This window comes from Bordetella sp. BOR01 (assembly GCF_019218885.1).
In the GTDB taxonomy this organism is placed as follows: Bacteria; Pseudomonadota; Gammaproteobacteria; order Burkholderiales; family Burkholderiaceae_B; genus Bordetella_A.
Map to the genome: position 1 here is coordinate 223755 of NZ_JAHUWT010000001.1, position 16703 is coordinate 240457.

Sequence of the window (16703 nt, forward strand, 5' to 3'; positions counted from 1 at the left end):
CACTTATCATGAGCAGGGATCAGCACCCGGCGCCGCGGCGGGCCACGCTGGCCGACATAGCCCGGCGTGCCGGCGTCGCCACGTCTACGGTGTCGCGCATTCTGCTCGACGAAAAGACCCTGAACATCCGTCCCGAAACGCGCCAGCGCGTGCTGGACCTGGCCCGCGAGCTGGCGTACCGGCCCAACACCCGCGCGCGCAGCCTGCAGGCGCGCCGTTCGTTCTCGGTAGGGCTGGTCGTACCCGAGATCGACAACCCGGCCTTCACGGCGATCATCCAGGGGGCCCAGCGCGTCGTGCTGGAACGTGGCTATTCGCTGCTGATCGCCTACGCCGACAAAGATTTTCCCGACCAGGATCTGTACGCCCGGCTGGTCGAGGACAACCAGGTCGAAGGCCTGCTGGTCACCACCATACAAACGGCGCCCGTCTTCGATCCGGTACGCTGGAGTATCCCGTATGTGCTGGTCAACCGCGAGCGTGGCGGAGACGATCCCAAGGTCATGGTCGATTACCAGGCCGGCACGCGCGACGCCGTGCTGTACCTGGCCGGGCTGGGCCATCGCCGTATCGCCTATGTCAGCGGGCCCCTGGCGCATTACACGGGCCGTACCCGGCTGGCGGGGTTCAAGGCGGGCCTGGCACAGGCCGGGCTGGAATTCGACCCGGCGCTGGTGGTGGAATGCGATTACGGGCGGATGCAGGCGGAATCGGCCATGACAGGCCTGCTGCAGGCAGCGCAAGCGGGCTGGCCGATACCCACCGCGGTCTGCGCGGCGAACGTGGCGGTCTCGGCGGGCATTCTGGCCACGCTGGGGCGTGCGGGTATCGCCGTTCCCCGGCAGATGTCGGTGCTGGCCTTGCTGGATACCTTCGTGGCCGACATGCTGACGCCGCCGGTGACGGCGGTCAGTTATCCCTTCATCGACCTGGGGCGTGCGGCCGCCAGCCATTTGCTGGACATGATCGAGCAGGGCGTGCAACCGGCGCAGTCCCGGCCATTGCCGCATAACGGCATCACGGTGCGCGCTTCTTGCGGGCCGGCGCCGTCGGTGTAGGCGCACGCGGCAAGGCAAGCCGGGGTGTCGCGGGCCTGGCCGGCAGGTGTGCAGCAAGGCCTGGAACCGGGCATGGCTTGCGGCGCCGACAAATTCAACGAAAATTCGACGCGGCGCCCCTCACGCTGAACGCCTTTGTCCCGGGGCGCGGCCCATCATGCTTACCTGGCGTCATGCCGACGCCGCCCATCGCCATGGTAAGCGCGGGCCTGGGGCGGCTTGCGCTTGCTTCTTGCAAAACCCTGGGAAAACGCATCCGATAAGAAAAAGCTCAACGAAAATTCGACGCGGGGGCTGTGCATACTGCGCGTTCCTATCCTGCAAGCACCTGCCATGCCGATCGAGTTCCGCTCCGAGGGGGTAACGTCCGTCTTGCCTTCCTCTCTGGCTACCGCGCCTTCTTCGCGTGCGGCCATACCGCTGCATGCGCTGCCCGCCAACCCTGACAAGTCTGGCGAAGTGCTCATCAGTTGCGTGATTCCCTGCCTGAATGAGTGCGATAACTTGCGCCTGTTGCTGCCCGCCCTGCGCGCCCAGCTGGAAGCGCTGTGCCCGCAATGGGAGATCATCGTCGTTGACGATGGCAGCACCGACGCCACCCCCGATTTGATGGCCGCATGGGCGCCCATAGAAGGGATGCGCTACATACAGCTGTCGAGGAACTTCGGCAAGGAAGCCGCGCTATCGGCCGGATTCGAAGCCGCCGACGGCGACGCGGTAATCTGCCTGGATGCCGACCTGCAGCATCCGCCGACGTTGATCGGCGCCATGCTGGAACGCTGGCGTGCCGGTGCGGAGATGGTCTATGCGGTGCGTGCCGATCGCCACGGCGAGTCCTGGCTAAAGCGCATGGGGGCGCACACGTTCTATCGGCTGCTCAGTGGCGGGAACCGGGTTCAAGTTCCGGCCCATGCGGGCGACTTCCGGTTGATGGATCGACGCGTGGTCAGCGCACTGATCGCGTTACCCGAACGCACGCGCTTCATGAAAGGCTTGTATGCCTGGGTCGGTTTTCGCGCCGAAGCCTTGCCTTATACGCCCGATGCCCGCGTGCACGGCACCAGCCGCTACAAAGCCCGGACGCTGCTGCGCCTGGCACTGGATGGCTTGACCGCCTTTACCACCTGGCCGTTGCGCATGGTCAGCCTGCTGGGCTGCGCATTTTCGCTGGCGTCGTTCGCCTATGGTGGCTATCTGGTGCTGACCTACCTGGTCAGCGGCAACCAGGTGTCGGGCTGGACCACCATCGTCACCGCGCTGCTGTTCTTTGCCGGTGTGAACCTGATTTCCCTGGGGGTGGTCGGCGAGTATGTGGCTCGCATCTTCGATGAGGTCAAGGAACGGCCGCTGTTCGTCATTCGCCAGCGGCGCGGCCGCGCCAGGCGCGCCAGCACGCAGCGGACGCAGCCATGAGCCCGTCTCGCGAATCCGGGGCATCGGCCTGGATGCCCCCCGCCGGCCTGTTGCTGCTGGCCGCAGGCATCTGGCTGGGTTGGCTGGCATGGGCGCGCCCGCTGACCCTGCCCGACGAAGGGCGCTATGCGGGCGTGGCCTGGGAAATGTTGCGCAGCGGGTCGCACGCGGTGCCCTTGCTCGATGGGATGCCTTATTTCCACAAGCCGCCCTTGTATTACTGGCTGGCCGAATTGTGCTTTCAGCTGTTCGGCCTGAACGAATGGGCCGCCCGCCTGCCGTCATGGCTGGCCGCCTGGGCGGCATTGGCCGGCCTGTATGGTTTCGTGCGGCGCTATCGCGGCACGGCCACGGCCACCATGGCAGCCGTCATCCTGGCAACCATGCCTTTCTATTACGGTGGGGCGCAATTCGCCAATACCGACATGCTGGTGGCGGGCCTGGTGACCCTGTGCGTGCTGGCGGGTGCCGATGCCGTGCTGCGTGCCGAGGCCGGCCACGCCCATCGGGCCATGTCCCTGGCCGCCGCCGCGCTGGCTGCCCTGGCGGTGCTGGCCAAGGGCCTGATCGGGCTGGTGCTGCCGGGGGCCATCCTGTGTCTGTGGTTACTGCTGGCGCGCCGCTGGCGCGGTTATATCGTGTTGTTGTGGCCGCCCGCGCTGGCCGTCTTCGCGCTGCTGGCCGTGCCGTGGTTCTGGCTGATGCAACAGCGCTTTCCCGGCTTCTTTCATTATTTCTTCGTGTACCAGCATTTCGAACGGTTCGCGCGGTCGGGCTTCAATAATGTGCAGCCGTTCTGGTTCTACCTGCCCGTCATCGCCGGCCTGACGCTGCCCTGGTCGTTGTGGGGCGGTGGGGGGTTGCGCAAGGCATTCTGGACAACGCAAGACCGGAGCGGGCTGCGCAGCCTGATGGCGGTGTGGGTGGTCGTGGTGCTGGGCTTTTTTTCCATTCCCGGTTCGAAGCTGATCGGTTATGTGGTGCCTGCGCTGCCGCCCTTGGCCGCCCTGCTGGCCGACATCGTGCACCAGGCCATGCAGCGCGGCGATTCGCTGCGCCAGCGCCGCCTGGCATGGAAATGCGCAGCGTTGTCGGCCGGCCTGTGTATCGCACTGGTGGCTGTGTTCGCGGCCAACCCGCGGCGCAGCGCAGAACCCCTGGGCCGCCGCATCGCCGCCGAAATGCGCGCCACCGACATGCTGGTGACGTTGCACGCCTATCCGTTCGACCTGGGCTTTTACACCGGCGCACGGCAGCCCGCCTGGGTGGTCGACGACTGGGGCAACCCCGAAATTCCATTGCGCGACAACTGGCGCAAGGAACTCTACGACGCGGGCCGCTTCGCGCCCGGGACCGGCCGGCGTGTCCTGGTGCAAAGTGAAGCGCTGCCGGCGCGCCTGTGCGCAGCGCCGCCCGAAAGCCGCTTCTGGATCTGGGGCGGTGTTGAGGACGGGGCGCGCTTTCCCGTTCTGCAAGAGGCACCGGTTCGCTTTTCAGATGCTCATTACAACGTCTGGCGGATCGACACCGATGATGCCTTCAGGCGGCGATTTTGCGGCGAAACGCCCATAGGCGGCTCGCCAGGAAGGTAAGTACCGCCAGCCCCAGCAAGATAAGCGCCAGCAGTATGTCGTAGCGCAGGCGCGTCGTGTGCAGCAGCAATGCATACGACACTTCATTGAACAGGAATCCGCACGCCGAGATCAGGAAGAAGCGGCGCGCGGCGATGGTCCAGTGTGACGCCAGATGGCGGAAAGTGAGTCGATAATGGCCCGTGAACGATACGATGAATGCAACCAGCCAGCCTGCCGCATTGGCGGCCAGGGGCGGCATGCCCAGCAGTTCCACGCAGCCCACGGCAACCCCCCAGTGCGTGGCCGCGGCCGCGCAGCCTACCGCAATGAACCAGCCTATTTGTTTGATCAAGGGGGGCATGGCGAATCTGGCTATGTGGACAAGTGCCGCACGCAAGGTGCGGCAGGCGTCTGGTGGAAACGCATCGTGGTGTGTGGCGACGATTTTGGCATGAATACGGCAATCGATGCCGGCATGTTGCACCTGGCGCTATCGGGACGGCTGAGCGGCATCGGCAGCCTGACGCAGGGCCCCACGTTTGCCGCCCATGGCCCCGACCTGCGTGCCCTGGATCTGGACCTGGGCGTGCACGTGAACCTGACCGAAGCCATGGGCTCGGCAGCGCAGGCGCCGGTGATGCCGTTGCACGCGCTGATCGCGCGAGCCTACGCAAACCGCCTGGATGGCGCCTGGCTGGACGAGCAATTGGCTCGCCAGTTCGACGCCTTTGAAAAGGTGATGGGCCGCTCGCCGGACTATGTGGATGGCCATCAGCACGTGCACCAGTTGCCCGGCGTGCTGCCGCGCCTGTTGCGCCTGATACGGCAGCGCTACGGCCGATGCGCGCCATGGCTGCGCCATACCGCGCCCGGCATGCAGGAAGGCATCCCGCTGCGCGAAGCGGCCAAGGCCCGCTTGATCGGCGCCCTGGGTGCCCGCGCGCTTGCGCGGGCGGCCCGTCTTGAGGGCCTGCGCACCAATCGCCGCCTGCTGGGGGTTTATTGCCTGCAAGGCGGCGCTCGCCGTTATGCCGAGCTTCTGCAAGGCTGGTTCAGCAACGCCCGCGACGGCGATCTGCTGCTCTGCCACCCGGCCCTTCCGGGCGCTGGCGATGCGCTGGCCACACAGCGCGCGGCTGAATTCGAAGTGCTGGCGCGTCCGGAACTGGGCGACTGGATGCGATTGAACGGTATATGCATCACGCGGCCGCCATCGGGGGGCCGGGGCATCGCAACCGGCATCGGCCGCCATACAGCGGCACGCCTGTGGGCGCCGCCGTGTTCGTCCTAGAATAGATGGTTATTGCCGGTGGCTCGATGCCACCGTTTCCCTCACGGCCGACGAATGCCAAGGTGCCGCGTACCGGATCCCATCGCCCATGACCACCGTCTCCGTCAATGCACACTACCGGATACTGATCGTCGAAGACGACCTGACTATCGCGGGCAACCTGTACCAGTTCCTGGAAGTGAGTGGCTTCGTGCCCGACGTGGCCTACGATGGCCGCACGGCGCTGCGCATGCTCGACGCCCAGCGGTTCGACGCGGTGGTGCTGGATGTGGGGCTGCCCGGGTTGGACGGCTATCAAGTGCTGCACGCGCTGCGGCTGGAGCGGCGCCAGGCCATTCCCGTATTGATGCTGACCGCGCGCGATGCGCTGGATGACAAGCTGGCCGGTTTCGCGCACGGCGCCGACGACTATCTGACCAAGCCCTTCGCGCTGGCCGAGGTGCAGGCGCGCCTGCTGGCCTTGATCCATCGGGCGCAGGGGGCCGTGGTGGACGCGGTGCGCGAGTTCGGCCCTTTACAGTTCGATGGGCGTACGCGCAGCGTATCCGTGGCCGGACGCCCGGTACGGCTGACCCGCAAATCCGGCCTGATCGTCGAGGCCCTGCTGCGTGACCCAGGCCGGATGGTCCCGCGCGAGGAACTCGAAGCACTGCTGTGGGATGACGAGCCGCCCTCGACCGATGCGTTGCGCAGCCAGATGCACCTGCTGCGGCGCGCCCTGGTCGAAGCGGGCTTCGATGGCATCGAGACGATGCACGGCATCGGCTGGCGGTTGGTCATGCCCGAGGCGGGCGCATGAGGGGTGGCACGCTTACCCAGCGCGTTGTCTGGGCGCTGACGGGGGCGGTGACCGTGTTCGTCGCTGCGCTGGCCCTGCTGGCGTACCTGGCGTTCGACCAAATGGAAGACGGGCTGGTCGACCAGATCCTGACGACCGAAGCCGAGCGGGTTGCGCAGCACGTGGCGGCTGAAGCGCAATTCCTGCCACCCCATGGTGCGCGGGAATTGGGCGGTTCGATGCGGGCCTGGCTGCAGGACGGCCAGGTTCCGGACGACATGCCGGCCCAGTTGCAAGGCCTGTCTCCGGGCCTGCATTTGCTGGAACCGGGCGCGGAAACCTGGCACGTCATGGTTACCGATACCCCGCGCGGCCGTCTTTACGTGTTGTACAACGCCACCGACCATGAAGCGCGAGTGCGCGATTTCGGCTTGATCGTGCTGGGCATGGGCGCGCTGTGCATCATTGCCGCCTACGCGCTGTCGCGCCGGGTGGCCGGCGTGGCGGTGGGGCCGCTTCTGGACCTGACCGGCCGGCTGTCGAACTGGGCGCCCGGTTCGCCCGACATGGCCGTCACGCGCGACGACGAAGCGGGCCAGCTGATCGAAGCCTTCAACCGGGTGCAGAACCAGGTCGACCGCTCGATCGCCCGCGAGCGCGAGTTTGCCGCCAATCTCAGCCACGAGGCCCGCACGCCACTGGCCGCCATTCGTTCCGACAGCGAGATCATGCTGCTGGATGCCACGCTTCCCGCCGACACCCGGCTGCGCCTGACGCGCATCGTGACCAATGTCGACCACATCGTGGCCTCGCTGGAAAGCGCGCGTTCCATGGCCAGCGATCAACCCCGCCCCGCCGAGGACGTGGATTTGGCGGCTTGCATGGATGACGCCTGGCGTGGCCTGGAGGTCGAGGCCGATGCAGCCGGCCTGTCGTTCTACAACCGCATTCCCGGCGGCACGGTGTATTTGCTGGATCGCTACGCGCTGTTGACGGTGTTGCGCAACCTGGTGCGTAACTCTATCGAACACGCTGCCCCGGCGACCCTGACCGCGGCGCTGATCGCCGACGGCACACTAGAGCTGCGCGACACCGGCAAGGGCATCGCCCCCGAAGAGCTGCCGTTCGTGTTCCAGCGTTATTACAGCGGCCGGCTGGGCGACACGCCTACCGCCTTGCCCGATGACGGCGGCTTTCCTCGCGGCCTGGGGCTGGCCATTGCCAAGCGTGTCTGCGACATGCAGCGATGGCATCTGCAGGTCGAATCCGAGCGTGGGGGGGAAAGCCATGGCGCGCGCTTCCAGTTGCGCCTGTTATAGGTACAGAACAAGCCATGGATCGAGAACATGGTCAGGCCGGTGTTTCGTGCCGCAGGCGTTCGTCGGCCATCTGGCGCAACCTGGCGCGCTGGATCTTGAAGCCGTTGGCGCTGGCGGCAGTTGGGTATTCATCCACCAGCCACAGGCGGGCCGGCACCTTGAAGGCCGCCAATGACGCGCGCAGGGGCGCCAGCAGGTCTTCTGCGGCAACGCCCGGATCGGCAATGACGAAGGCGGCGGCGCGTGGCTGTCCGTCCAGGTCGATGCCCACCACCTGCGCGTTGCGCACGCCCGGCAGCCGGGACAGCGCATGTTCGATTTCGGCGGGGTCGACCAGGAATCCGCCCAGGCGCAGGGTGTCGCCCATGCGGGACAGATACACGAAGCTGCCGTCGGGGCGCAGGTAGCCCAGGTCGCCGGTGCGGAAGTAGCCGTCGGTAGTCAGGGCCTGGGCAGTGGCGTCCGGGTTGTCCAGGTAGCCGATGAAGTTGCCGGGGGCGCGGATCTCGATCTCGCCGTGCACGCCGGGCGCGCACAGTTCCGGGCCGGCTGGATCGCGCACGCGCACCTGGGCGTGGGGCGATGCCGGAATGCCGCCGCCCAGCGCGCGCTCGGCGGCGGGCAGGCCGGGATGCTGCAACGAGAACAAGGCCTGCACCTCGCTGGATCCATACAAGCCGCGCAAGGGAAAACCGCGTTGCTGCAAGGTGTCTACCAGTTCGGCCGAGCCGGGGCTGAAACTGGCGAAACCGAACACGCGGGCGTGCGGAAAAGGGCGCTCGCCAGGCGCAAGCTCGGCGATGCGGCGCATCATTTCATCGCTGCCGAAGGCATGGGTGATGCGTTCGTCGCGCAGCAGCCGGGCGGCGCGCGGTGCGTCGAACAAGTCCATCATGACTACGGGCGCGCCGCCATGCAGGGCGGCCAACACGCCGTTCAGCCCGAACACACCGCACAGCGGCAAGGCGGCCAGCAGGCGCGCGCCGGGCTCGTGCAGGCCGTAGGCGCTGGCCACTTGCCGGCTGTGGGCCAGCAGGGTGGCCGCGCTGTGCATGACCAGCTTGGGGCCTTGGGTGGTGCCCGACGTCGTGAACAGGATGACAGGGTGCGTCGGGTCGGGTGGCCGCGCCGAGGGGGGCTCGGCCGCAAGCTTGCCATTGCTGATGCCATTGCCGATGGCGGGCGGGTAGGCAACCGTGTCGCGGCCGAGGACACGGCCAGGCCGGTCGCTGCCGGCATCGACCAGCGCAATAGTCTGCAAATCGGGCAGGGCGTCTGGCGCCATGCCCGCCAAGACGGCCGGGAAGTCGATCTTGCGGAATGACGGCTGCATCACCAGCATGCGCGCCCGCGAGCGCGCCAGGATGTACTGCAGTTCGGCGCTGCGGTAGCGGGTGTTGATGGCGACCAGGGTGGCGCCCAGGCGCGCCAGCGCGAACAGCAGGGCGGGCCATTCGCGGCGATTGGGCAGCCACACGGCCACCTTGTCGCCGGCGGCGATGCCTTGCGCGGCCAGCCAGCGGGCCGAGCGGGCGCACAGGACATCGAAGCCGCGATAGCTCAGCGCGCCGGTGTCGTCGATCAGTACGGTGTCATCCGGTCGATCACGCAGGTGCGCGGTGTACAAGTCTGCCAGGGCGTCCGGCCCCGGTGCGGCGTCGGCCGGCATCGTTACAGTTCCATCAGTACAGCTCCATCAGTTCGGCGTTGTCGGCAAAGTCGGCCGGCACGCCAGACCGGATCAGCGCGCCGGATTTCATGACGATGACACGATCGGCGATCTTCATGGCCTCGCGCACGTTCTGTTCCACGATCAGTATCGACATGCCGCGCTGCCGTTGCAGGGTGCGGATGGGGCCCATCAGGTCCTGGAACAGCTTGGGCGCCAGGCCGATGGACGGCTCGTCGAGCAGCAGGCAGCGCGGCTGGCTGAGCAGGGCGCGGCCCAGCGACACCATCTGCTGCTGGCCGCCCGACAGGGTGCCGGCGCGTTGGTGGTAGAACTTGCGCAGCGCCGGCAGTACCTGCATGACCCATTCCAGGCGTTCGGCATGGTCGGCCTTGGGCACGCCGGCCGACCACAAGCCCAGGCGCATGGTCTCGGCCACGGTCAGGCCGGGAAAGATGCCGCGGCCTTCCGGCACCATGGATATACCGGCCGCAGCCAGGCGGCGCGGGTCGGCGCGCGATACGGCCTGGCCGTCGAGCAGCACGCTGCCGGCTTCGGGAGCAATCAGGCCGAACAGGGCTTTCAGCAGCGTGGATTTACCGGCACCGTTGTGGCCGATCAGGCACAGCACTTCGTTGGCGTCCAGGCGCATGTCCAGGCCGTCGAGCACGGGCCGTTCGCCATAGCCTGCGCGCAGGCCGCGCGCCTCCAGTACCGGGGGGACGGCGTCGGTCATGCGCGTTCTCCGAAGTAGATGGCGGCCAGCTGAGGGTCTTGCAGGATGGCGGTGGGGTCGCCGCAGGCCAGCAGCTTGCCCTGGTCCAGGAAAGCCAGGCGGTCGGACAATTGCGTGACCAGGTCCAGGTTGTGCTCGATGATGCAGATGGTGATGCCACGCGCGGCGTAGTTGCGCAGCAGGGCCACGAAACGCTCGAATGAACGCGGGTCCAGGCCGGAGGCGGGCTCGTCCAGCAGCCACAGCGAGGCTTCGCTGGCCATGATGCGGGCCAGGCTCAGGAACTTGCGGTCGGCGTAGGCCAGGTCGGCGGCGCGCGCGTGCCGCTTGTCCCACAGGCCGGCGTCGTGCAGCACGGCTTCGACGCGGCCCGGGTCGCCACGGCGTTGCCATAGCCAGCTACCGCGCTCGGTCACGGTGGCGACGTTCTCCTGCACGCTCATGTGGGTGAACAGGCGCAGGTCCTGGAAAGTGCGGCCCACGCCGCGGCGGGCGATCTGCCAGGGTGCCAGGCGGGCCAGCGGCTTGCCGTGCAGGTGCACCGTGCCGGCGGTGGGCGCCAGGTGCCCCGTGATCATGTTGAACAGCGTGGTCTTGCCGGCGCCGTTGGGGCCCACCAGCGTGGTGATCATGCCGGCCGGCAGGTCCAGCGAGACGTCGCTGATGGCCTGCAGGCCGCCAAAGCGCTTGGACAGCCCCTGCATGCGCAGCAGCACGGGGGTGGCGTTCATGCCTTGCCCCCCATGCGGCGCCCGCCCACCAGCCCGCCGGGGCGGTACATCATCAGCAGCACCATGATGGTGCCGTACACGATCTGCTGGACCGTGCCCAGTTCAGAGGGCGGCAGGAAGGGCAGGTAGGTCAGGGCGGCCGGCAGCAGCATCAGCAGGGCCGCGCCGATAATCGGCCCGAACACCGTGCCGGTGCCGCCGATGATGACCATGGCCATCAACAGGATGGACGTTTCCAGCATGAAGCCTTCGACGTTGACGAAGCTCATGTAGAACGCGTAGATGGCGCCGGCCACGGCGGCCAGCCCGGCAGAGACTGCCACCGACAGGGTCTTGATGGCGGCTACCCATTTGCCGGCGGCTTGCGCGGCCGACTCGCTGTCGCGGATGGCCATCAGGCTGCGGCCGAAGCTGCCGCGCAACAGGGCCGTGGTAATGGCCAGCACGGCGGCCAGCCCCGCGATGGCCAGGGCCAGGAATTCGCCCGGCGTGGTCAGCGCGTGGCCGAATAACGTGGGAGGCGGAATGCCCACCAGTCCGCCCAGCCCGCCCGTGACGCCTTTCCATTCGGAAAACACCGTGACGCCGATCACTTGCAGGCCCAGCGAGGCCGCCACGAAGTACTCGCCGCGCACGCGCAGGGCGGGCAGGGCCAGCACCATGGACAGCACGCCCGACAGCAGCACGGCGCCGGCCACGCACAGCAGCAGCGAGTCGCTGAAATGCATGGCGATATTGGCGGCGGTGTAGGCCCCCACGCCGAAGAAGATGGCGTGCGCCAGCGAGAAGATGCCCGCGTAGCCCATGATGAAGTTCAGGGTGACCGCCAGCATGGCGTTCACGCAGAACAGCACGGCGATGTTTTGCAGATAAGCCAGCATGCGTTGCCTCGTGATACGGATGCCAGGACCCTTTTGTGAACGGGACCCCTAGGACGCGACCGCGCGGCCGAATACGCCGCCGGGCCGGAACAAGATGAACAAGAACAGCACCACGAAGGTCACGGCCTCGCTCCATTGCGGGTCGATCCACGCCAGCGACAGGTTCTCGGCCATGCCCAGCAGCAGGCCGGCCACGGCCGCGCCGCGCAGGCTGCCGACGCCGCCCACGATGGTGGCGGCGATGCTGATCAGCATGACGTGGTGGCCCATGGACGGGTTCAGCCCCGATGTTGCCGCAGTCAGGATCGCCGCCGGCACCGCCAGCAACGAGCCGATCAGGAACACATACTGCGACAGCCGGCGCGGCGTCAGGCCGTACACGCGCACCAGGTCGGGGTTCTCGCCCAGCGCGCGCAGGGCCAGGCCCAGGTTGGTGTGCGTCAGCAGCCAATGCAGCGCACCGAAAGCCACCAGGGCGCACAGCACCGCCACCGCGGCCATCGGCGCCACGTACAGGCCGGGCAGCAGTTCCAGGCTTTTGCTCAGGGGCGTGGGCACGGTCACCAGGCCGCGTCCGAAGACGATGGCGATCAGGTTCTGCGCCACGATGGCCAGCCCGAACGATGCCACGAACACGGTGAAGAAGGCGCCTTCATGGCGCTGGATGACCGAGTACACATAGCGGTCGACCAGCACGCCGAATAATGCCGCCGCCGCACCCGCGCCCAGCGCCGCCAGCGGCCAGGCCCAGCCCAGCACCGTGTACAGCTCGTAGAATACGAAGCCGGCCAGGGTGAACGTGGCGCCGTGCGCCACGTGGAAGACCCGGGTGGTGCCGAAAATCAGCGAGAAGCCCGCTGCGATCAGGGCATACAGCGCACCGGTCTGTATCCCGTTGACGAAAAGCTGGATGAACAGCATGGGCTGCGGAACCTGGCGTATGCCGGTCAGGGCGCGGCGTCGGCGATGGGCTGGGCGCCGTTGTCGCCGATCTTGTTGATCTGGATGGGGGCCTTGATGGTGCCGTTATCCGCGAACGACACGGTGGCACCGACGAAGTCGAAGGTCTTGGTGGCCTTGCGCTGCGCCAGCAGGTTCTCGCCGGTGATGGGCTTGCCGGCCTTTTCCAGGGCGGCGGCGAGCACGGCGAAGGTGCGCACGGCGTTGTAGTAGTTCAGCACGTACATACTGGGCGCCTTTCCGTACTGCTTCTTGTAGTCGTCCAGCATGCGGCGCGTGATGTCGTCGTTCTTGTCCCAATCGACCTTCTGGCTGGTGAAGATCGCGCCCTTGGATTCCGGCAGCGTCAGGGTGGACGGAATGGCAAAGGCCGAGTAACTGACGATTTGCTGCGATACGCCGTTGTCGCGCAGTTGCTTGACGATCTGGCCCTGCTGGCTGCCATACGACGCGATGTAGACCGCATCGGGCTTGACGTCGCGCACCCGCGCGGCAATGCCCGAGAACTGCTGCGCGGTGGCGGGCACCGAGAAGCTGCCGGCCAGTTCGCCGCCGGCCTTGCCCAGCTCGGCCTGCAATTCCTTGACCACCGACTGGCCCAGCGGGTCGTCGACGTACACCAGGGCAATGCGCTTGATGTCGCGCTCCTTGACCAGGTAGGGCACGATGGCGCGCACTTCGAAGTCGACCAGCGGGATCGTGTTCCAGAAATATTCGCCCAGGTCGGCCAGGTCGGGGCCCACGCCGCCGCCGTTGACCATGACGGTCTTGCTGCGGGTGCCGACGGGAGCGATGGCCTTGGATACGCCTGTGAAGGCACTGAGCACGAACGGCACCTTGGCCACGTTGACCAGCTTGTTCATGCCGATGACGCCCTGCATGGGCAGGGCCTGGCTGTCTTCGTACACGATGGACAGCTTGCCGGACAGCATCTTGGATGCATTGATGTGCTCGACGGCCAGGTTGGCGCCGGAGCTGAAGATCTGGCCGTATTCGGCATTGCTGCCGCTCATGGGCAGCAAGCCGCCGATGGTCAGGTCGGCCGCATGGGCCAGCGACGTCAAGGTCAGGCCCTGGCATAGCGCCAGGCCGGCAAGCAGCTTCTTCATGAATGTCTCCGCACGTGTCGTGGTTGTTGTGCGCCGCAGCGTCATGACGGCCGGCTGGCGGCTATGAAAATGCTAGCCAGTCTGAATGATGCGACCTATTCGGATTTACTTAACTGCGGGTTTTCCCGTGCGAGGGGTGGCTCGATATATCACCAATACTGATTAATGACAAAAAATTTCTCGTTTGTGGTTGACATTTCGCTTCCCTATGATCGCTGCACTAAACGCTAACGGTTGTACGCAACCACGAACAGGGGAAGTCATGAATATCTTCAAGCAGGGTGCCCGCGGGGGTGCCCGGGCGGCGTTGCGGGCGATGTCGCGCTCGGCGGCCGCTATCGCCGTGGCTGCCGGGATTGCCTACGGGCCGGCGGCAAGTGCCAGCAACTATCCCAACGGGCCCGTCACGCTGGTGATTCCGTTTTCGGCCGGCGGTTCCACAGACGTGATCGGCCGGCTGCTGGGCGACCGCTTGTCGGCGGCGCTGGGGCAGCCCGTCGTGGTTGAGAACCGGGGCGGGGCGGGCGGCAATATCGGTGCCTCGATGGTTGCCAAGTCGGCGCCGGATGGCCGCACGCTGCTGTTCGGCACGACCGGCATCCTGTCGATGAACGAGTTCCTGTATGCGAACCCCGGATACAAGATCGGTAAAGACCTGGTGCCGGTGGTCTATACCGCTTCGATCAGCAACGTCCTGATCGTGAATAACGACCTGCCGGTCAAGACGGTGCAGGACTTGCTCAAGCTGGTGAAGGAAAACCCGGGCAAGTACACCTTTGCCTCGTCGGGCGCGGGCAGTTCCACCCATATGTCGGGCGAGTTGTTCAAGAGCATGGGGGGCGTGGAAATCATGCACGTTCCCTACCGCGGCAGCGGCCAGGCGCTGGTGGACCTGATGGGCGGCCAGGTCGACATGATTTTCGACAATGCGCCGTCATCGGTGCCGCTGGTGAAGGCCGGCAAGGTGAAAGCGCTGGCCGTGACCAGCCGGCGCCGCCTGGCCGCGCTGCCCGATACGCCCACCATCGATGAATCGGTGCTGCCCGGCTATGAATCGCTGTCGTGGACGGGGATTGCCGTGCCCGGCGGCACGCCGCCCGAGATCATCGAGCGCCTGAGTGCCGAGATCAACAAAATACTGAAACAGCCGGACGTGCAGGCCAAGCTGGCCGAGCTGGGCGCTACGGCCACCGGCGGGTCGGCAGCCGATTTCAACCAGCACATCGACGGCGAACGCGCCAAGTGGTCGAAGATCATTGCCCAGGCGAAGATTCCCAAGCAGTAGCGTTCAGCCTTTGGCCAGCACGCGAACGCCGTCCGGCACCGGTGTTTCGTGCAGGGTGCGCAGCAGATAGCCCACCAATAGTTCCGAGCTGGGCGACAGCGAACGCAGCTTGCGGGTCAACAGATGCACCTGGCGGGCCAGGGTGGGGGTGCTGAGCATGCGGAAGACCACGTCCGGCCCGGTGATGCGCGCCGCGGCCAGGGCCGGCAGCACCGAGTAGCCGCCCGTGTTGCACAGGACGGCCGCCAGCGACGAGCTGTTGGACACCTCGTTGCCACTGTTGGTGAACAGGTCCGGGCGATTGGCATGCTGGCGCAAGTAGGCCCCGATGCCGGTGTCCGCCGTGAAGCCGATGTAGTCGCTGGCCGACAGGTCGGGCCAGCGCAGCGAACGACGGCTGCGGGCATAGCGATGATCGCTGCTGCATACCAGGCCGAAGCGGTCTTCGAACAGCGGCGTGTAGACCAGTTCGTCGAACTGCTTGTGCGGGCTGGCAAAGGCGAAGTCCACTTCGCCATGCACCACCATGCGTTCGACCTGTTCCGAGGCCGCATCGTGCAGCGATACCGTGATGTCGGGATAGTCGCGCCGCAGCTTGCCCAGCGCCTTGCCCAGGAAGTAGTGCGTGACCGATGCCGCCGCGGCAATCCGCACGTGGCCGCGGCGCCCTTGCGACAGGGCTTCCAGGTCGACGACCGAGCTGTCGAACTGCTTGAGGATGTGTTCGGCCTGGGCCTTGAAGCGTTCGGCTTCGGGCGTCATGGCCACGCGCCGCGTGCTTCGGTCGAACAGCTTGAAGCCTATCGTTTCCTCGAACTGCTGGATCGTTGCGGTCAGTGCGGATTGCGTCAGGAACAGGTCTTGGGCCGCCACGGTAAACGAGGCCGTGTTGGCAACGGCCACAAACGCACGGAAGTGCCGCAGCGACAGGTTTCGGGTCATGGCGGGCGCTCGCTCAATTATCAATGAATATGAATAATAGAAAAATAATAATCATTTGTGTGGATGAATATGCCCACCCTAGAATGTATCGGCACTAGAGGACGCATGGTGGCGTTCGCATTATTTGAGGAGATGTCCTGATGTCCCGCCCAGGCGTGCTGAACCTGACTTCCATGAAAGACCGCTGTACGCCCGAAGAGTGGCAGGCCCGCGTGGATCTGGCGGCTTGTTACCGCCTGGTCGACCTTTACGGGTTGTCGGACATGATGGCCAACCATATTTCGTCGCGCGTGCCGGGCGAAGAGGGCGCTTTCCTGATCAACCCGTACGGCATGATGTATGAGGAAATCACCGCTAGCTGCCTGATCAAGGTGGACCTGGACGGCAATATCCTGGCCGCCCCCGATTTTGGCGAGCTGAAGTACGGGGTCAACAAGGCCGGCTACGTCATTCATAGCGCGGTGCATGCGGCACGCCCCGAAGTGGGGTGCGTCATCCATACGCACAGCTGGGCGTCGATGGCGGTGTCGGCGCTTGAATGCGGCCTGCTGCCGATTACCCAGACATCGATGCGGTTCCTGCGCATTGGGTATCACGATTTTGAAGGCGTGGTGCTGAAGACGAATGAGCAGGCTTCCATCGTGCAGGACCTGGGCCAGAACGAGGCCATGCTGCTGCGCAATCATGGCGCCCTGGTGGTGGGCAATACCGTGGGTGAAGCCTTCAACTGGATGCACCGCCTGGAACTGGCCTGCCGTACGCAATTGGCCGCCATGAGCGCGCAGTCGCCGTTGCGGGAAGTCTCGCCCGAGGTGCTGCGTGAAACCTGGAACAACTATCAGCCCGGCACGCGCCGCCCTTATGGCGTCATGGAGTGGCCGGCCTTGCTGCGCAAGCTCGACCGCCTGGATCCTTCTTTCCGTGATTGAAGCCGCATCGAGCGGCACGGCCCTGCCG

The 16703-nt window shown here is 66.1% G+C and carries 16 protein-coding genes; 8 read left to right on the plus strand and 8 right to left on the minus strand.

Annotated features, from left to right (window positions below):
* The first annotated feature begins 8 nt into the window (after positions 1-8).
* The 3 genes from KW845_RS01045 to KW845_RS01055 all read left to right on the plus strand — a co-directional run bounded on the left by KW845_RS01045 (position 9) and on the right by KW845_RS01055 (position 4063).
* Positions 9-1058 carry a LacI family DNA-binding transcriptional regulator gene (locus KW845_RS01045; RefSeq protein WP_218367332.1) on the plus strand — a complete coding sequence of 350 codons (1050 nt, stop codon included), beginning with the start codon at positions 9-11 and terminating at the stop codon, positions 1056-1058.
* A gap of 333 nt (positions 1059-1391) precedes the next feature.
* On the plus strand, positions 1392-2471 hold the full coding sequence (locus tag KW845_RS01050) for a glycosyltransferase family 2 protein (protein ID WP_218367333.1): 1080 nt from the start codon (positions 1392-1394) through the stop codon (positions 2469-2471).
* Entirely contained in the window at positions 2468-4063 is a 1596-nt protein-coding gene (locus KW845_RS01055) for a glycosyltransferase family 39 protein (protein ID WP_218367334.1), read from the plus strand. The genes KW845_RS01050 and KW845_RS01055 overlap by 4 nt, the downstream gene beginning before the upstream one ends.
* Here the strand turns inward: KW845_RS01055 and KW845_RS01060 are convergent.
* Entirely contained in the window at positions 4011-4406 is a 396-nt protein-coding gene (locus tag KW845_RS01060; RefSeq protein WP_218367335.1) for a GtrA family protein, read from the minus strand. The two genes, KW845_RS01055 and KW845_RS01060, sit on opposite strands and share 53 nt — an antisense overlap.
* Before the next feature lie 90 nt (positions 4407-4496).
* Between KW845_RS01060 and KW845_RS01065 the strand changes: the two genes are divergently transcribed.
* The 3 genes from KW845_RS01065 (at position 4497) to KW845_RS01075 (ending at position 7433) form a co-directional block, all read left to right on the plus strand.
* Positions 4497-5336 (plus strand): ChbG/HpnK family deacetylase, encoded by an 840-nt coding sequence (locus KW845_RS01065; protein WP_218367336.1) that lies wholly within the window; start codon positions 4497-4499, stop codon positions 5334-5336.
* Between the two features lie 88 nt (positions 5337-5424).
* Positions 5425-6135, plus strand: coding sequence for a response regulator transcription factor (locus KW845_RS01070; RefSeq protein ID WP_218367337.1), 711 nt, complete (start codon positions 5425-5427; stop codon positions 6133-6135).
* Entirely contained in the window at positions 6132-7433 is a 1302-nt protein-coding gene (locus KW845_RS01075; protein WP_218367338.1) for a HAMP domain-containing sensor histidine kinase, read from the plus strand. Before KW845_RS01070 ends, KW845_RS01075 begins: the two co-directional genes overlap by 4 nt.
* A gap of 31 nt (positions 7434-7464) precedes the next feature.
* Here KW845_RS01075 and KW845_RS01080 read toward each other — a convergent pair whose 3' ends face one another.
* The 6 genes from KW845_RS01080 to KW845_RS01105 are packed head-to-tail and all read right to left on the minus strand — an operon-like array spanning position 7465 to position 13519.
* Positions 7465-9102 carry an AMP-binding protein gene (locus KW845_RS01080; RefSeq protein ID WP_218367339.1) on the minus strand — a complete coding sequence of 546 codons (1638 nt, stop codon included), beginning with the start codon at positions 9100-9102 and terminating at the stop codon, positions 7465-7467.
* A 13-nt stretch (positions 9103-9115) separates the two neighbouring features.
* On the minus strand, positions 9116-9838 hold the full coding sequence (locus KW845_RS01085) for an ABC transporter ATP-binding protein (RefSeq protein ID WP_218367340.1): 723 nt from the start codon (positions 9836-9838) through the stop codon (positions 9116-9118).
* On the minus strand, positions 9835-10569 hold the full coding sequence (locus KW845_RS01090; RefSeq protein ID WP_255592297.1) for an ABC transporter ATP-binding protein: 735 nt from the start codon (positions 10567-10569) through the stop codon (positions 9835-9837). The genes KW845_RS01085 and KW845_RS01090 overlap by 4 nt, the downstream gene beginning before the upstream one ends.
* Positions 10566-11450: a branched-chain amino acid ABC transporter permease gene (locus KW845_RS01095; protein ID WP_218367341.1), complete on the minus strand. Its 885-nt coding sequence runs from the start codon at positions 11448-11450 to the stop codon at positions 10566-10568. Before KW845_RS01095 ends, KW845_RS01090 begins: the two co-directional genes overlap by 4 nt.
* Positions 11451-11498: 48 nt before the next feature.
* On the minus strand, positions 11499-12371 hold the full coding sequence (locus KW845_RS01100; protein ID WP_218367342.1) for a branched-chain amino acid ABC transporter permease: 873 nt from the start codon (positions 12369-12371) through the stop codon (positions 11499-11501).
* Between the two features lie 26 nt (positions 12372-12397).
* Positions 12398-13519: an ABC transporter substrate-binding protein gene (locus KW845_RS01105; protein ID WP_218367343.1), complete on the minus strand. Its 1122-nt coding sequence runs from the start codon at positions 13517-13519 to the stop codon at positions 12398-12400.
* Between the two features lie 262 nt (positions 13520-13781).
* On the opposite strand from KW845_RS01105, the gene KW845_RS01110 reads away from it, so the two are divergent.
* Entirely contained in the window at positions 13782-14804 is a 1023-nt protein-coding gene (locus KW845_RS01110) for a tripartite tricarboxylate transporter substrate binding protein (RefSeq protein ID WP_255592299.1), read from the plus strand.
* Between the two features lie 3 nt (positions 14805-14807).
* Here the strand turns inward: KW845_RS01110 and KW845_RS01115 are convergent, their stop codons facing one another.
* Entirely contained in the window at positions 14808-15746 is a 939-nt protein-coding gene (locus KW845_RS01115) for a LysR family transcriptional regulator (RefSeq protein WP_218367344.1), read from the minus strand.
* Between the two features lie 140 nt (positions 15747-15886).
* Between KW845_RS01115 and KW845_RS01120 the strand changes: the two genes are divergently transcribed.
* Entirely contained in the window at positions 15887-16675 is a 789-nt protein-coding gene (locus tag KW845_RS01120; RefSeq protein ID WP_218367345.1) for a class II aldolase/adducin family protein, read from the plus strand.
* The last annotated feature ends 28 nt before the right edge of the window (positions 16676-16703 follow it).

Excerpts from the sequence above, each read along its gene's own strand:
- KW845_RS01045 (WP_218367332.1), top strand. The coding sequence starts at position 9 with ATGAGCAGGGATCAGCACCCGGCGCCGCGGCGGGCCACGCTGGCCGAC.
- KW845_RS01050 (WP_218367333.1), top strand. The coding sequence starts at position 1,392 with ATGCCGATCGAGTTCCGCTCCGAGGGGGTAACGTCCGTCTTGCCTTCC.
- KW845_RS01055 (WP_218367334.1), top strand. The coding sequence starts at position 2,468 with ATGAGCCCGTCTCGCGAATCCGGGGCATCGGCCTGGATGCCCCCCGCC.
- KW845_RS01060 (WP_218367335.1), bottom strand. The coding sequence starts at position 4,406 with ATGCCCCCCTTGATCAAACAAATAGGCTGGTTCATTGCGGTAGGCTGC.
- KW845_RS01065 (WP_218367336.1), top strand. The coding sequence starts at position 4,497 with ATGAATACGGCAATCGATGCCGGCATGTTGCACCTGGCGCTATCGGGA.
- KW845_RS01070 (WP_218367337.1), top strand. The coding sequence starts at position 5,425 with ATGACCACCGTCTCCGTCAATGCACACTACCGGATACTGATCGTCGAA.
- KW845_RS01075 (WP_218367338.1), top strand. The coding sequence starts at position 6,132 with ATGAGGGGTGGCACGCTTACCCAGCGCGTTGTCTGGGCGCTGACGGGG.
- KW845_RS01080 (WP_218367339.1), bottom strand. The coding sequence starts at position 9,102 with ATGCCGGCCGACGCCGCACCGGGGCCGGACGCCCTGGCAGACTTGTAC.
- KW845_RS01085 (WP_218367340.1), bottom strand. The coding sequence starts at position 9,838 with ATGACCGACGCCGTCCCCCCGGTACTGGAGGCGCGCGGCCTGCGCGCA.
- KW845_RS01090 (WP_255592297.1), bottom strand. The coding sequence starts at position 10,569 with ATGAACGCCACCCCCGTGCTGCTGCGCATGCAGGGGCTGTCCAAGCGC.
- KW845_RS01095 (WP_218367341.1), bottom strand. The coding sequence starts at position 11,450 with ATGCTGGCTTATCTGCAAAACATCGCCGTGCTGTTCTGCGTGAACGCC.
- KW845_RS01100 (WP_218367342.1), bottom strand. The coding sequence starts at position 12,371 with ATGCTGTTCATCCAGCTTTTCGTCAACGGGATACAGACCGGTGCGCTG.
- KW845_RS01105 (WP_218367343.1), bottom strand. The coding sequence starts at position 13,519 with ATGAAGAAGCTGCTTGCCGGCCTGGCGCTATGCCAGGGCCTGACCTTG.
- KW845_RS01110 (WP_255592299.1), top strand. The coding sequence starts at position 13,782 with ATGAATATCTTCAAGCAGGGTGCCCGCGGGGGTGCCCGGGCGGCGTTG.
- KW845_RS01115 (WP_218367344.1), bottom strand. The coding sequence starts at position 15,746 with ATGACCCGAAACCTGTCGCTGCGGCACTTCCGTGCGTTTGTGGCCGTT.
- KW845_RS01120 (WP_218367345.1), top strand. The coding sequence starts at position 15,887 with ATGTCCCGCCCAGGCGTGCTGAACCTGACTTCCATGAAAGACCGCTGT.